Annotated in this window: 16 protein-coding genes; 4 read left to right on the top strand and 12 right to left on the bottom strand. The window is 41.2% G+C overall.

Features of this window, described 5'->3' with window-relative positions; all coding sequences use genetic code 11:
* Nucleotides 1–89: 89 nt before the first annotated feature.
* From HT680_RS05350 to HT680_RS05325, 6 genes are all read right to left on the bottom strand, one after another.
* Nucleotides 90–656 carry a hypothetical protein gene (locus tag HT680_RS05350; protein WP_173258828.1) on the bottom strand — a complete coding sequence of 189 codons (567 nt, stop codon included), beginning with the start codon at nt 654–656 and terminating at the stop codon, nt 90–92.
* Nucleotides 656–1,747: a carbamoyl phosphate synthase small subunit gene (locus HT680_RS05345; RefSeq protein ID WP_173258826.1), complete on the bottom strand. Its 1,092-nt coding sequence runs from the start codon at nt 1,745–1,747 to the stop codon at nt 656–658. Before HT680_RS05345 ends, HT680_RS05350 begins: the two co-directional genes overlap by 1 nt.
* Before the next feature lie 49 nt (nt 1,748–1,796).
* Nucleotides 1,797–2,720, bottom strand: coding sequence for an aspartate carbamoyltransferase catalytic subunit (locus tag HT680_RS05340; protein ID WP_001293858.1), 924 nt, complete (start codon nt 2,718–2,720; stop codon nt 1,797–1,799).
* Nucleotides 2,721–2,741: 21 nt separating this feature from the next.
* A complete protein-coding gene (pyrR, locus tag HT680_RS05335; RefSeq protein ID WP_001259298.1) occupies nt 2,742–3,263 on the bottom strand; it encodes a bifunctional pyr operon transcriptional regulator/uracil phosphoribosyltransferase PyrR in 522 nt (173 codons plus the stop codon).
* Nucleotides 3,264–3,471: 208 nt separating this feature from the next.
* Nucleotides 3,472–4,101: an endonuclease III gene (nth, locus tag HT680_RS05330; protein ID WP_173258824.1), complete on the bottom strand. Its 630-nt coding sequence runs from the start codon at nt 4,099–4,101 to the stop codon at nt 3,472–3,474.
* The gene (locus tag HT680_RS05325; protein WP_173258821.1) at nt 4,101–4,643 is read right to left on the bottom strand and encodes a DUF177 domain-containing protein; all 543 of its coding nucleotides are present in this window, start codon (nt 4,641–4,643) and stop codon (nt 4,101–4,103) included. The genes nth and HT680_RS05325 overlap by 1 nt, the downstream gene beginning before the upstream one ends.
* A gap of 167 nt (nt 4,644–4,810) precedes the next feature.
* On the opposite strand from HT680_RS05325, the gene HT680_RS05320 reads away from it, so the two are divergent.
* Both HT680_RS05320 and HT680_RS05315 read left to right on the top strand, forming a co-directional pair.
* A complete protein-coding gene (locus tag HT680_RS05320) occupies nt 4,811–5,140 on the top strand; it encodes a helicase BlpT (RefSeq protein WP_093584792.1) in 330 nt (109 codons plus the stop codon).
* A gap of 333 nt (nt 5,141–5,473) precedes the next feature.
* Nucleotides 5,474–7,033, top strand: a complete 1,560-nt coding sequence (locus HT680_RS05315) for an ATP-binding cassette domain-containing protein (RefSeq protein WP_169446687.1) — start codon at nt 5,474–5,476, stop codon at nt 7,031–7,033.
* Nucleotides 7,034–7,078: 45 nt separating this feature from the next.
* Here HT680_RS05315 and htpX read toward each other — a convergent pair whose 3' ends face one another.
* Nucleotides 7,079–7,978 (bottom strand): zinc metalloprotease HtpX, encoded by a 900-nt coding sequence (gene htpX / locus HT680_RS05310; RefSeq protein ID WP_173258819.1) that lies wholly within the window; start codon nt 7,976–7,978, stop codon nt 7,079–7,081.
* Nucleotide 7,979: 1 nt separating this feature from the next.
* Nucleotides 7,980–8,540, bottom strand: coding sequence for a LemA family protein (locus tag HT680_RS05305; RefSeq protein ID WP_173258817.1), 561 nt, complete (start codon nt 8,538–8,540; stop codon nt 7,980–7,982).
* 93 nt (nt 8,541–8,633) lie between these two features.
* Between HT680_RS05305 and rsmG the strand changes: the two genes are divergently transcribed.
* Entirely contained in the window at nt 8,634–9,347 is a 714-nt protein-coding gene (gene rsmG / locus HT680_RS05300) for a 16S rRNA (guanine(527)-N(7))-methyltransferase RsmG (protein ID WP_173258815.1), read from the top strand.
* A gap of 285 nt (nt 9,348–9,632) precedes the next feature.
* Nucleotides 9,633–10,916 carry a solute carrier family 23 protein gene (locus HT680_RS05295; RefSeq protein ID WP_165941791.1) on the top strand — a complete coding sequence of 428 codons (1,284 nt, stop codon included), beginning with the start codon at nt 9,633–9,635 and terminating at the stop codon, nt 10,914–10,916.
* Between the two features lie 48 nt (nt 10,917–10,964).
* On the opposite strand, the gene HT680_RS05290 is transcribed toward HT680_RS05295, so the two are convergent.
* The 4 genes from HT680_RS05290 to HT680_RS05275 all read right to left on the bottom strand — a co-directional run bounded on the left by HT680_RS05290 (nt 10,965) and on the right by HT680_RS05275 (nt 14,446).
* Nucleotides 10,965–11,723: a CPBP family intramembrane glutamic endopeptidase gene (locus HT680_RS05290; protein WP_173258812.1), complete on the bottom strand. Its 759-nt coding sequence runs from the start codon at nt 11,721–11,723 to the stop codon at nt 10,965–10,967.
* Nucleotides 11,724–11,867: 144 nt separating this feature from the next.
* Nucleotides 11,868–12,779 (bottom strand): DMT family transporter, encoded by a 912-nt coding sequence (locus HT680_RS05285; protein WP_173258810.1) that lies wholly within the window; start codon nt 12,777–12,779, stop codon nt 11,868–11,870.
* Nucleotides 12,780–12,791: 12 nt separating this feature from the next.
* Nucleotides 12,792–13,724, bottom strand: a complete 933-nt coding sequence (locus tag HT680_RS05280) for a serine hydrolase domain-containing protein (protein ID WP_173258808.1) — start codon at nt 13,722–13,724, stop codon at nt 12,792–12,794.
* Nucleotides 13,721–14,446 carry a CppA N-terminal domain-containing protein gene (locus HT680_RS05275; RefSeq protein ID WP_173258806.1) on the bottom strand — a complete coding sequence of 242 codons (726 nt, stop codon included), beginning with the start codon at nt 14,444–14,446 and terminating at the stop codon, nt 13,721–13,723. The genes HT680_RS05280 and HT680_RS05275 overlap by 4 nt, the downstream gene beginning before the upstream one ends.
* Nucleotides 14,447–14,462: the final 16 nt, after the last annotated feature.

The raw sequence follows: 14,462 nt of genomic DNA, 5'->3' as shown, positions 1-14,462 counted from the left end.
TGTACCTTCTCCTTTCTATTCGGCAACTCTCGGGTTGCCATTAAATAAATTCTCCGACGAGCTTTTATAAATAAACTTAGTTAGAAATTTTAACAGCTACATAATTTAAGGATAAACTTTTCAAAATCTTCGGGCGTCGTGGGATTAATGACTTTGTTACCTGTTCTTAAAGTAACAGCAAATAAATGAGAATCTGTCACTTTTTGATTTAAAAACTTCTCCGTCAAATCCCAATAATGAACAGAAGTCTTGTTCTTTGGTACTACCTCACTGAATGTAACATAACCAAAAGCGACATCCTTGTTTAATCTTCTAACCTCATTAATAGCTTTTGCTATACTGTCAGTATTTTTTTCAGGATCATATAAACCATTAACTTTACATTCTATTATAGCTTTAACATCTTCATATTTATAAGCAAAATTATCAGGGTTAGCATCATCTTTTAAAATTAACAAATCATACTCAAATTTACTACCTATCACAAAAGCATTAATCTCAGAAACTTTTAAAGGTAGAGAATTTTTCTTCAAAACATTACTTACTTCATCTTTTAATAATTCATTAGCAACTTTTCCTTTATATTTTGAGTATCCTTTAAATTGTTCAGATTTCCCTTCGAAAATATTTTGAAATTTAGCAAATAAATTACTCATTACTTGCTCCCCCTTTTCTTCCCTTTAAAAGCTTCCATCATTTCGATAAATTCATCAAAGAGATAGCTTGCATCGTGCGGTCCTGGAGCTGCATCTGGGTGGAATTGCACAGAGAAACCTGGTTGGTATCTGTGACGCACACCTTCAACTGACTTGTCATTGATTTCTTCGTGGGTAATAATCAAATGCTCTGGCAAATCCTCACGGCTAACCGCATAACCATGGTTCTGGCTAGTAAAGTCTACTCGGCCTGTTGCAATTTCACGCACCGCGTGGTTAAATCCACGATGACCAAACTTCATCTTGTAGGTCTTGGCTCCATTTGCCATAGCAAAAAGTTGGTGACCCATACAGATACCAAAGATAGGAATTTCCCCTTGCACACCACGAATCATATCGAGTGCCTGGGGAACATCTTCTGGGTTACCTGGACCGTTTGACAACATGACCCCGTCAGGATGGAGATGGAGAATTTCTTCTGCTGTTGTTGTGTATGGAACAACGGTCACGTTACAATTACGTTTAGAAAGTTCGCGTAAGATGGAGTGTTTGAGACCAAAGTCGACCAATACGACACTCAATCCAACTCCAGGAGCAGGATAAGCTGTCTTTGTAGATACTTGCTTGATATTATCTGTCGGCAAGACTGTTGCTTGGAGCTGGTCTGCAATATGATCCATAGTATCACCAACATGCGTAAGGGTTGCACGCATGGTACCATGCTTACGGATAATTTTTGTCAGAGCACGGGTATCAATTCCTGAGATACCTGGAATTTTCTTAGCTTTCAAAAATTCATCCAAGGTCATTTGATTGCGCCAGTTGCTGGCTCTACGCGCTTCTTCAAAAACTACTACCCCCTTACAGGTAGGAGTGATTGACTCGTAGTCGTCACGGTTAATTCCATAATTTCCCACCAAAGGATAGGTAAAGGTTAAGATTTGTCCATTGTAAGACTGGTCTGTTATGGATTCTTGGTAACCGGTCATCCCTGTATTAAAGACGATTTCCCCTGTTACATCGATATCTGCTCCGAAGGCCTGGCCTTCAAATACTGTCCCATCTTCTAATACTAGAAGTCGTTTTTTCATCTACTCACCTCTCGTTGATGCTCTCAGACATCTTTTAACGCTTTGTGCCTTATTTTGCTTTTCTATAGGCCAACACAGATTCTAAAATTGCCATTCTGACAAAGACACCGTTGGTCATTTGCTGAACAATACGTGATTTCGGTGCTTCTACCAAGTGATCAGCGATTTCCACATCACGATTGACTGGAGCTGGGTGCATGAGGATTGCTTTTTCTTTCAAGCGGTCATAGCGTTCTTGTGTCAAACCATGCTGAATATGATAGTCTTCTTTTGAAAATCCTGTCACAATTTCATGACGTTCATGCTGCACACGAAGAAACATCATAACATCTACTTGATCAATCACCTCATCAATTGATACAAAGCGACCGTAATGTTCAAACTCCTCACTTCTCCATTCCTCAGGACCTGCAAAGTAAAGCTCCGCTCCCAAGCGTTTAAGGATTTGCATATTAGACTTAGCTACCCGTGAGTGGTTTAGGTCGCCAGCGATAGCCACCTTAAGACCTTCAAAATGTCCAAATTCTTCATAAATTGTCATCAAATCAAGCAAACTTTGGCTAGGGTGTTGCCCTGAACCGTCCCCACCATTGATAATCGAAGTTGTGATGGTCGGGCTAGCAATCAATTCTCTGTAGTAGTCCACCTCTGGGTGACGAATGACACAGGCATCCACTCCTAGCGCAGACAGCGTCAAGATCGTGTCATAGAGTGTTTCACCCTTATTCACTGAACTGGTCTTCACATCGAAATCCAAAAGATCAAGTCCAAGTTTCAGTTCTGCTACCTCAAAGGATTTGTGGGTACGAGTTGAACTTTCAAAGAAAAGGTTGGAAACGATATGTTGTTCCTCATAAGAAGCACTCGCTCCGTTTTTAAATTCGATTCCTCGTTTAATCAATTTCATTACTTGTTCTACAGTAAGGTCTTCCATAGAAACGACATGTTGTAAAGCTTGTTGATTTTCTGACATTTTTTTACTCCTTTTAGTGTTTTAGGCTTGTTCTGTGATTAGTACTCTGTCTTGTCCATCTAGTTCTGTCATCTCTACGATAATTTCTTCAGAACGACTGGTTGGGATGTTTTTTCCAACATAGTCCGGACGGATTGGAAGTTCTCTGTGGCCACGATCAACCAAGACTGCCAAACTCACACGAGCAGGGCGACCATGGCTAACAATATTGTCAATAGCTGCACGAATAGTACGACCTGTATAGAGCACATCGTCGACCAAGATGACTTCCCGATCTGTCACATCAACAGAGATTACAGAGGTATCTTCTCCACTTTTGACATCGTCACGGAAAGGCTTGGTATCCAGTTCTACCACTGGAACTGAAAGAGATTCTAACTGTTCCAAACGTTCTTGGATACGGCGAGCGATAAAGACACCTCGCGTTTTAATACCAGCCAAAACGATTTTATTCAAATCTTTGTTTCGCTCAATAATCTCGTAGGTAATCCGAGTAATCGCTCGTTTGACGGTCAATTCGTCTACAACTTCTTTTGTCCTCATGACAAACCTCCAAAAAGAAAAGTCTCCTTAACAAGGAGACTTCAGAATGTATAGCCAAGCCAGCTCTACTGTAAAGAGTATAGACTTCTGCTATCTATTGATCCGACTCCTTGCCTGCCTCACGGGACAGGTTTAAAGGAATATTTTATTGTTATTACTATATCACAAAGAAAGGATCAATGCAAGAAAAAAACATAAAATTTTCATCTTATAACGAACTAAAATCATATAATTGTGGATAGTGATCGCATTCTGGGTTCTTTGGGTGACAGATAGCCCGTCCAAAGTAAATCATAGCCTGATGGGCTGCCAACCATTTCTCTGGAGGCAGAATGTCCATGACACGTTTTTCTACTTCGAGGGGCGTGGCCGATTTTTTAACAATATCATGATGCTTGCAGATACGCTCAACATGAGTATCAACTGCAAAGGCTGGAATTCCAAAGCCCACACTCATGACTACATTGGCTGTTTTGCGTCCAACACCTGCTAGGCTTTCTAATTCCTCTCGAGTCTGAGGCACTTGACCATTAAAATCGTCTAGTAACTGCTGCGCACATTTTTTAAGAAATTTAGCTTTATTGCGATAAAGTCCTAGACGGGAAATGTGTGAGGCAATTTCACTTTCAGTCGCGACAGACATGGCTTGTGGCGTTGGAAAGGCTGCAAAGAGACCTGGTGTGGCCTTATTGACCGCTGCATCTGTCGTCTGGGCTGACAGCATCACTGCAACCAAGAGTTCAAAATGATTGGTAAAATCAAGGCTGGGTTTAGCATCTGGGAAGAGAGCTATGATTTCTTCTAGCACTTTTCGTGCTCGTTTTTTTGACAAGACCATTATTCGTCTCCGTCAAATAGTCCTTGTAAACCTGCAAAAGGACTATTTTCTTCTTTCTTGACTGCTTGTTGGGCCTGGTATTCTTCTTCAGTCATGATTTGCCAGTCATTTCCAGACACAAAACCTTGACCAGCTTCTTCTTCTGCCGTCAAGACCTTGATTGGGATATTGAGCAAGATATTATCTGAAACGCTATCAGCAAGGTCGATTTCCCCATTTTCGATAGGCAAGACCAAGTCATCATCTAAAACTTCTTGGTCTAGTTGATTGGTTGCTCCTTCCATGAAGACCTCTGTAACTGGATAAGATTCAGACAACTCAACTGGTTCCATACTGCGGCTGGAAGCAAGAACAATGGTATATGACAACTGATAGTCTAAGAAATACAGACGATCTTCGTACTGCACCTTCCCCACAGCAAGGATATCTTTGACATCTAAAATCTCTTGATTTCGTTTACGCAAGTCTGCTGCCAGGTCTAAAGCTTGTTCAAAGTGTAGACCTTCAGGCTGCTTACGAATTTCTTGAATATTTAACTTCATATTTCCTCCATAAAGATGTACTCACTTGATTATACCATGAAAAGGCTATAAGTCAGCCTCCCAAACCTTGATATTAAAATCTCGTTTTTAACATATTTACTATGACATATTTTCTGTTTAGTGCTATACTATAGGCAAGAATACATCAGAGCAAGGAGGATGCTCATATGGAAGACAAAATACTAATCAACGAAGCTTACCAACTCCTATCCGAGTTAAATAAAAGCTACCAAAACTGCAAACAAAGTACAGCCGATGATTTCCGTCTACAAGAACTGCTGAACAGCACTCTCAAGGAACTTAAAAAAGCGGAAAAGCTTGACAATAGTATCTTAATCGACCTTGAGAAATTTTACCAACGTACCAGTCTTCTGATTGGACTGGGGAGCCTAAAACTAAACGACCAAGCACGCACCGCTTGGCGCAACTATGATAAGTTCCATTACGAGCATGTCAAACACGTACTGACTCTCTATGGACCTGTTTTTGGATTTTAGATCTTGAAATTACTTGTTTTCTATTGACAAAATTTCCTGAAAGGTATAGGATAGAGGTACTAATACTCGGAGGTAAGGGAGACATGAACAACTAAGTCTATCAAATAAAGAAACTTTATTTAGTAGATCGTGTTTTTGTCTCTTTTTGCATGCTCTTTTTGTACTAGATCATCTAGTGCTTTATCCACTTTGAAAATCAAAAAACTAGAAAGCTATGCTCCTCTTGGGTTGGATAGGGTTAGACTGAACTAGTTTGATGGGATTTTCAGTGAGGAGAATAGAGTTTTTTGACATAAAATACTAGCTCTACTAGGTAAAGTAGAGCTTTTTGTTATGCACAATGGACATTCTAGAAAGGGCAACAATATGATAAAAATCAATCATCTGACCATCACACAAAACAAAGATCTACGAGAGCTTGTTTCTAACCTAACCATGACTATCCAAGACGGGGAAAAGGTTGCTATTATTGGTGAAGAAGGAAATGGCAAATCAACCTTGCTACGAGCTTTAATGGGGGAAGCATTACCTGATTTCACTATCAAGGGAGACATCCAGTCTGACCTTCAGTCACTGGCCTACATTCCTCAAAAGTTACCTGAGGAGCTAAAAAATAGAACTCTACACGATTACTTCTTTTTAGAGTCTACTGATTTAGACTACAGTATCCTCTATCGTTTGGCTGAGGAGTTGCATTTTAATAGTGATCGCTTCGCTAGTGAGCAAAAGATTGGCAGTCTATCGGGGGGCGAAGCTTTAAAAATTCAGCTCATCCACGAGTTAGCAAAACCTTTTGAAATTCTATTTTTAGATGAACCTTCAAATGACCTAGACCTTGAGACGGTTGATTGGCTAAAAGGTCAGATTCAAAAGATTAGGCAAACTGTTATTTTCATTTCCCATGATGAAGACTTTCTCTCTCAAACGGCAGATACTATTGTCCACTTGCGACTGGTCAAGCATCGGAAAGAAGCGGAAACGCTTGTAGAGCATTTAGACTACGATAGCTATAGTGACCAGAGGAAGGCTAGTTTTGCCAGACAAAGCCAGCAAGCTGCTAACGACCAACGAGCCTATGACAAAACCATGGAAAAGCATCGCCGCGTCAAGCAAAATGTAGAAAATGCCTTACGTAACACTAAAAATGATGTTGCCGGTCGCCTATTGGCTAAAAAGATGAAAAATGTTCTCTCTCAAGAAAAACGCTACGAAAAGGCAGCTCAGTCCATGACACAAAAGCCACTTGAAGAGGAACAAATCCAACTCTTCTTCTCAGATATCCAACCATTAGCGGCTTCTAAAGTCTTAATCCAACTAGAAAAGGAAAAGTTGTCCATTGGCGAGCGCATTTTAGCTCAGGAGTTGCAACTCACTGTCCGTGGCCAAGAAAAAATCGGTATCATCGGGCCTAATGGTATTGGGAAATCGACCCTGTTAGACAAGTTACAGCAACTGCTAAGCGACAAAAGAGAAATTTCCCTTGGTTTTATGCCACAAGATTACCATAAAAAACTGCAATTGGATTTATCTCCAGTAGCCTACCTCAGCCAAACTGGAGAAAAAGAGGAACTACAGAAAATCCAATCCCACTTAGCCAGTCTCAATTTCAGTTATTCAGAGATGCAACACCAGATTCGTTCCTTATCTGGTGGTCAACAGGGAAAACTGCTTCTTTTGGATTTAGTTCTACGCAAACCAAACTTTCTCCTTCTCGATGAACCCACACGAAACTTTTCTCCTACTTCTCAACCCGAAATCAGAAAACTCTTTGCCTCTTATCCCGGCGGTCTGATCACTGTTTCGCATGACAGACGCTTCTTAAAGGAGGTCTGTACGAGTATCTATCGTTTGACAGAAAATGGTTTGGAAGTCGTCGATTTACAAGATTTATAACTTTTGAACATGGCAAAAATCCAGAGAAACTTCTCTGGATTTTGTTTACATTTGTTTCAAGCGTTCGATTCGTTCTGAGATAGGTGGGTGGGTATAAAAGAGTTTTTGAAGTCCGCCACCTTTCTTGGGATCATTGATGTAAAGAGCGCTGCTGGCATCATCAACGTTGTGATGCATGGGCTCGCTATTATCCAACTTGCGCAAGGCATTGATCATCCCTTGAGGATTGCGAGTCAACTCCACACTGGATGCATCCGCTAAAAATTCTCGCTGACGGGAAATGGCTAATTGCACCAAGGTTGCTGCGAGAGGCGCCAGAACAATGGCTAAGAGAGAGATGACAAGCATGATAATCTCCAAACCATTTCCATCGCGATCATTATCACTCCGTCTGCGACCTGCGCCACCCCACCACATCATCCGTCCTGCCATACTAGACAGAAGGGTAATGGCACTAGCAAGGGCGACAGCAATAGTCGAAATGCGGATATCATAGTTTCGGATATGACTGACTTCATGACCCATAACAGCTTCTAGCTCCTCACGATTCATAATTGCTAGGAGACCCGAAGTGGCCGCAACTGCCGCATTCTGAGGGTTGGAACCTGTTGCAAAAGCATTTAAAGAAGAATCTTCAATGATGAAAACACGCGGCATAGGAATCTGAGCGACCATGGCCATATCTTCCACTACATGGTAGAGGTCTGGTGCCGTTTGCTCATCAACCTCACGCGCCCCATTCATAGACATGACAATCTCTGTCGATTGAAAGATCATGGTTAAAGCGTAGATAAGGCCGATGATCAAGGCAATAATCATGCCGCCAAGACCTGAACGCATAAAGAGATAGCCAACCGCATAGCCAACCAAGGCCAAGAGTAGGAAGAAAACCAGTAATAAAATCCATGTTCTTCGCTTATTGCTTGCAATTTGATCAAACAACATCTTAGTCACCTAAACCGCTAAAGTCAACTTTAGGAACTGCCTTTTCCTCTTCAGGTGTTTGAAGGAAGGCTGCAGCTTTAAAGCCAAATAGTCCCGCGATGATGTTACTTGGGAAGCTTTCTAGTTTTACATTGTAGTTGCTGACAACACTGTTGTAGAGTTGGCGGGAGTAAGAAATTTTATTTTCTGTATTGGTCAACTCTTCTTGCAATTTGATAAAGTTAGCACTAGCTTTCAAGTCTGGGTAATTCTCTGCTACTGCAAAGATACCAGAAATTTGGCGAGTAAGGGCATCGCTGGCCTTCATAGCTTCAGCTGGCGAGGTTGCTGCGGCTACCTGTCTACGAAGTTCTGTCACTTTTTCCAAGGTAGAACCTTCATATTTGGCATAGCCTTTGACTGTTTCAATCAAGTTTGGGAGGAGATCATTACGACGCTTCAACTGAACATCGATCTGGCTCCAAGCCTCCTTGGTTTGCATACGATTTTTAACCAAACCGTTATAGCTAACAATCACAAAAATAACAATAAGAGCCAAAACTCCAAGAATAATCCAAATCATAATCTTATTCCTTTCTGCTTTTAGATTAATACCAGTATATCAAAATTTTAATGAATATGGTAAAATAAGATGATACTAGAGAAGGAAACTACTATGAAACCAGAAACATTTTACAGCTTGCTCGTCGAGCAAAATCTTCCACTTTCTGACCAGCAAAAGAAACAATTTGAACGCTATTTTGAACTCTTGGTGGAGTGGAATGAAAAGATTAACCTGACCGCTATTACAGATAAAGAAGAAGTTTATCTCAAACATTTTTATGATTCGATTGCACCCATTCTGCAAGGTTTAATTTCAAATGAAACTATCAAACTTCTTGATATCGGGGCTGGGGCAGGATTTCCTAGTCTCCCAATGAAAATTCTCTATCCTCAGTTAGATGTGACCATCATCGATTCGCTCAATAAGCGCATCAACTTCCTTCAACTTTTAGCTCAAGAGCTGGATTTGGATGGTGTTCACTTCTACCATGGGCGTGCAGAAGATTTTGCCCAAGACAAGAACTTCCGCGCCCAGTTTGATATAGTAACAGCTCGTGCGGTTGCTCGCATGCAGGTTTTGTCTGAACTGACCATTCCCTATCTTAAAGTCGGTGGAAAACTATTGGCACTCAAGGCCAGCAATGCGCCCGAGGAATTGCTAGAAGCCAAGAACGCTCTCAACCTCCTCTTTAGCAAGGTAGAGGACAACCTCAGCTATGCTCTGCCAAATGGAGATCCGCGCTACATCACTGTCGTCGAAAAGAAAAAGGAGACGCCTAACAAGTACCCAAGAAAGGCTGGCATGCCCAACAAACGCCCGCTTTAATCCTATCAATAGCGCGCCCTTGTTTAAAGTTGAGTAAAAATGATTTACAAAATCATTCCTCGCTCTTACATTTTTAGGCTCGGGAAAAAATGATTTACAAAATCATTTTTTTCTGCTATACTATCCTAAGCAAAGGTTTTTAATGTCATCCCGTGAGGTGACGAAGACGCAGAAATATATGAAGTTCTTTAAGAATGGAATAATCTTTTTTAAAGAAGTCTTACTCTGAGAGCCTGTTGCTGTAAAATAATGGGCTCTTTTTTGATGCCCAAAAGTGAGGTTTATATGAAACAAGAATCAACTATTGATTTGTTACTAGACGTTGACCAACGTCCTTCAGCTGGTAAAGGCATTCTCCTCAGCTTCCAGCACGTTTTTGCCATGTTTGGTGCAACCATTCTCGTTCCCTTAATTTTGGGAATGCCTGTATCTGTTGCCCTCTTTGCATCAGGTGTTGGGACACTCATCTACATGATTTCGACTGGTTTTAAAGTTCCAGTCTATCTCGGATCATCCTTCGCCTTTATCACGGCCATGTCTCTAGCTATGAAAGAGATGGGTGGCGATGTATCGGCCGCTCAAACAGGGGTTATCCTGACTGGTTTGGTTTATGTCCTTGTGGCTGCAAGTGTTCGTTTTGCAGGTACAAAATGGATCGATAAACTCTTACCACCAATCATTATCGGACCTATGATTATTGTTATTGGTCTTGGACTGGCAAATTCAGCTGTTACGAACGCTGGACTTGTAGCAGATGGAAATTGGAAAAATGCACTTGTAGCTGTCGTAACTTTCTTGATTGCTGCCTTTATCAATACAAAAGGAAAAGGCTTCCTACGCATTATTCCTTTCCTCTTTGCCATCATCGGTGGTTACATCTTCGCAGTAACACTTGGCTTGGTTGACTTTACACCAGTCCTAGAAGCTAACTGGTTTGAAATCCCTGGTTTCTACTTACCATTTAGTACAGGAGGAGCCTTCAAAGAGTATAACCTCTACTTCGGTCCTGAAACAATCGCCATCTTGCCAATCGCTATCGTAACCATTTCAGAACACATCGGTGACCATACCGTCCTAAGCCAAATCTGTGGACGTCAGTTCCTGAAAGAGCCAGGTCTTCACCGTACTCTTCTTGGTGATGGTATTGCAACATCTGTATCTGCTTTCCTCGGTGGACCAGCCAATACGACTTACGGCGAAAATACAGGAGTTATCGGTATGACTCGTATCGCTTCTGTCTCCGTTATCCGTAACGCTGCCTTTATTGCCATCGCTCTTAGTTTCCTTGGTAAATTCACTGCCTTGATCTCAACAATCCCTAGTGCTGTACTTGGTGGGATGTCTATCCTTCTCTACGGAGTTATCGCCAGCAACGGTTTGAAAGTCTTGATCAAGGAGCGCGTTGATTTCAGTCAAATGCGTAACCTCATCATTGCTAGTGCTATGTTGGTTCTTGGGCTTGGTGGAGCCATCCTCAAAGTAGGACCAGTTACCCTTTCAGGTACTGCCCTATCAGCTATGACAGGTATCATCTTAAACTTGATCTTACCATACGAAAACAAAGACTAGTCATCTATATACACAAAATCCACTCAGTTGAGTGGATTTTTCTGATTCTTACCTTCCCCACGCAATCAAGAGATACAGGAGGCTAGAACCAAACATATCTACCAGAGCATGCATAAGGAAAAATGGCAAAAGATTTTTAACCTTATACTTGTATAGAAAATAATAGAATAAACCATAAACTACACCAATAACCAGTGCCCACACCAATCCTTGATAAGTGTGAAAAGAAATCCGAATGAGGGTAGAATAAAACAAAACCCGCCACTTGTGCTTTTCTTTCACTGAGGTCAACAACCCTAGAAAGAAAAACTCTTCATAGAAGCCATTTAGCAAGGCGTAGGCAATTGCCATCGGACTAAGCGCTAGGAATTTCCGTATAACTTCCATGGGATCTATGTGGGCAAAAAGAGCCGGATTTAAGTAATTGTATTCACCAGTTAGTGTCGTCACCAAGTCTCCAAACAAACCCACAATGGCAAATATAAAAGGAACCCAAAAGAGAAGGGACCAGGTCCAACGAATGGGAAGTTGTTTGAAATCATAATTCCGAATCAAAAGGTAAAGCAAGGCTAAGGTAAGAAGTATCACTTGCAGGGTGAAGTTGCTCAAATAGCCTACTCCCTCGCCGACAGTATTACTTACCGTATCCATTGTAGTTGAAAGACCTGTCGGAAACATACTTGCTAAAAAGAGCTCCGTTGACCGAATGATAAACTGGCCAAACATTAAAACTGTAATAATCAGAATGTCAAACCATCTCAAGTAGCGCAGGGGCTTAGTTGGGTGAATGCTTTGTAAAATTTTCATATCTCCTCCTTCTAGCAGTTAAAGATTGGTTTATTGTAAGAAAAGAAACTTAAAATTTTATAAAATTCCACTCCCATTCCTTAGCCGTAATCAAAATTTCGATAGGATATTCAAACCAACCACTTTTTACGAGTAACTAGTTTCTCATTCAACCTTCCGTTTATTTTCTATCAACAAATCTTTCAAAGAAATGATGGCTACCGCAAGTAAAATCATAGCCATACCGACAAAATCAATCGCATAGAATTGCTCCTTCATAATCAGAAAGGCAAAGAAAACAGCTGAGATGGGCTCAATCGAAGCCAGCAAACTAGACTTAACAGGGCCTATCAAACTAGCTCCCTTTAGAAAAGCGGTGTAGGCGAAGACTGTTCCGATGATGATAATGCCAGCAAATGCAAAAAGAAAATCCAAGCTGGTCGGTATGCTGGCTTGCAAAACTCCTGTGAAGGGAATAGCCATAACACCAGAAATAACCATGCCCACACCAATCACCAAAATACTTCCCCACTTCTTAATCAAAGCGATAGGAAGGATGATATAGAGGGCATAGGTCAAGGCAGAAAAGAGGCCCCAGAAAAGACCAACAGGGGTGACAGACAACTGGTCGAGTTTCCCGTGCGTCGCGATAAGAAAAGTCCCTCCGATTGCTAAAACAATCGAAAGAATCTCAGCCAGAGTCGGTGCCACCTTGTCCTTGATACAAGTATAAATCAAGATTCCAACAGGGCATACATACTGGAGAACCGTAGCCGTTCCAGCATTTGTTTCCTGAATGGCAGAAAGATAGGCAAACTGGTTTAAGAAAAGTCCAAACAAGGCAAATAGCAGTAGAGAGAGTAAGCTTTTTCTGTCTTTTAAAAAAGCTAGGAGTTTATCCCTTGCAGTTACATAGGATAAGAAAACCAGTGCCAATCCTGCAATAATGAGCCGCAGATTGGTCAAGACTAGAGTGGAAATTCCGTGTGCCATCAGGTATTGGCCACTGGTTCCAGACAAGCCCCAAGCAATGCCTGCAACTACTGTAAATAGCGTTCCTTTTACGTCTTTTGACATGCTTTCTCCCTACTATTCCCTACGAATCATATCCATGACTTGGTTTCGATCGATTATCCACTGGGCACGCTCATCCTTCTCATACGTTCGATTGGATAAAAAGATAGCGGCTTCCTGTTTCTTTCGATTCCACATGATGAAGGTACCTGTATAGCCCGTATGGTCGAGCCAGGTTCCCTCCAGATTCCAAGCTAGCGAACGCTCTTTATCATCTAAGGGAGAGTAATTTCGGCTCAAGTTTTCAGCAAAATCATCTTTTAAGTAATGTTCCAGAAAGATCTGCAAATCCTTAACAGTCGAAAACAAACCAGCACTTCCAGCATGTTTGCCCAAAAGACGAGCTTTAGGATCGTGAATATTTCCGGCTTCCACTCCTCTCACTGTTGGTACAGCATGCTCTACGGGGCCAAACTTGGTTTCCGTCATTCCCCATGGGTTCAAAACTTGTTCTTCTATAATCTGATCCAAGTCTTGTTCAAAGATTTTTTCCAAAAGAAAGCCCAAGAGTAAAAAGTGAACATCCGAGTATAGAAAAGCAGACTGATTTCGTCTGTTGAGGTGAAACATGGCTTCTTTTAATTCAGGAGCTGTCAAGAGATCCCGATTGGGAATGAAGGGATCTAAGTCTGTAGCATGGGTCAGAAGTTTACGGATAGTGATATCTGGGTAATCACACTCAGGCAGAAAATCTGTCACTGGTCGGTCAATATTTAATTTACCTTGTTGCCACAAGAAGGTGAAGACTGTCCCTACTCCCACAACCTTACTCACACTGGCTAGGTCATAGACTAGCCCTGACTCTGTTTTCAAGCCCCGTTCTGGATCACTCAAGCCCAGATAAGACTCTCTCCATTCACCATCCTTAAAATACGCAAAAGAGGCCCCGGGATAGACCCCTGCCTCGATTTGTTCTTCTATTTTTCTTAGAATTTTTTCCCACTTCATGCTTCTTCAAACCACAATTCGATGTTATTGGTATCTTTACCAAGAAAGAACTTTTCAGACTTGGGAACAAAATAGCCTGTCTTTTCAAATTTATGACGAAGACTGGTTAAATCAAAATTCTTTACTAAAAATTTCAGCATAGACAAGTCCCAGGTAACATTGTTTTCAACAGTCAAATCTGGACCTTCCCCTTTGGTAAAGCTAATTGCCTTAGCTACTACTTCGGAATCAAGTAAACTTTCCATTCCCTCAGGCAGACGCAACTCCATAGAAATCTCAAATTGACTCAAGTATTTTATACTTTTATTTGAAGAAAATTCAGGAACAGTTTCCAGTGGAACCAAATCTCTTATATCATTTTCCGCATGAACAAGAATCACATCCTGTTCAGGAGAAACAATCTCAAAAGCATAACCACGGCTTCCTTTAAATAGGCGAGGAAGAGACTCCATCTGTGAAAGAAGATCCTCAATTTCAGAAGGATTCTTAACTTTTACCAAGAGTCTAGCTAGTTTCTTAAGCCCTTCAACTCTCCGAGTTCGCATACTGGGAGCCTCTTCGAGAATCAACTTCTCAACACCTGATTGGTCACCAAGTGAAAGGAAAGCAGATTCTTCTAATAAGGGCTTCATCCCAAGAGTTTCAATGTAAAATTTTTCGTTTAATTTTCGGTTATTGACCTTCAAAGTCGGAATAATTTGTATCATTTGATTTGCATTCATAGCTTCCTCCAACTCT

Source organism: Streptococcus sp. 5905, assembly GCF_013276505.1.
Lineage (GTDB): Bacteria > Bacillota > Bacilli > Lactobacillales > Streptococcaceae > Streptococcus.
Note: the sequence above shows the minus strand (reverse complement) of the source record. Positions and strands in the feature narration are given on the sequence as shown.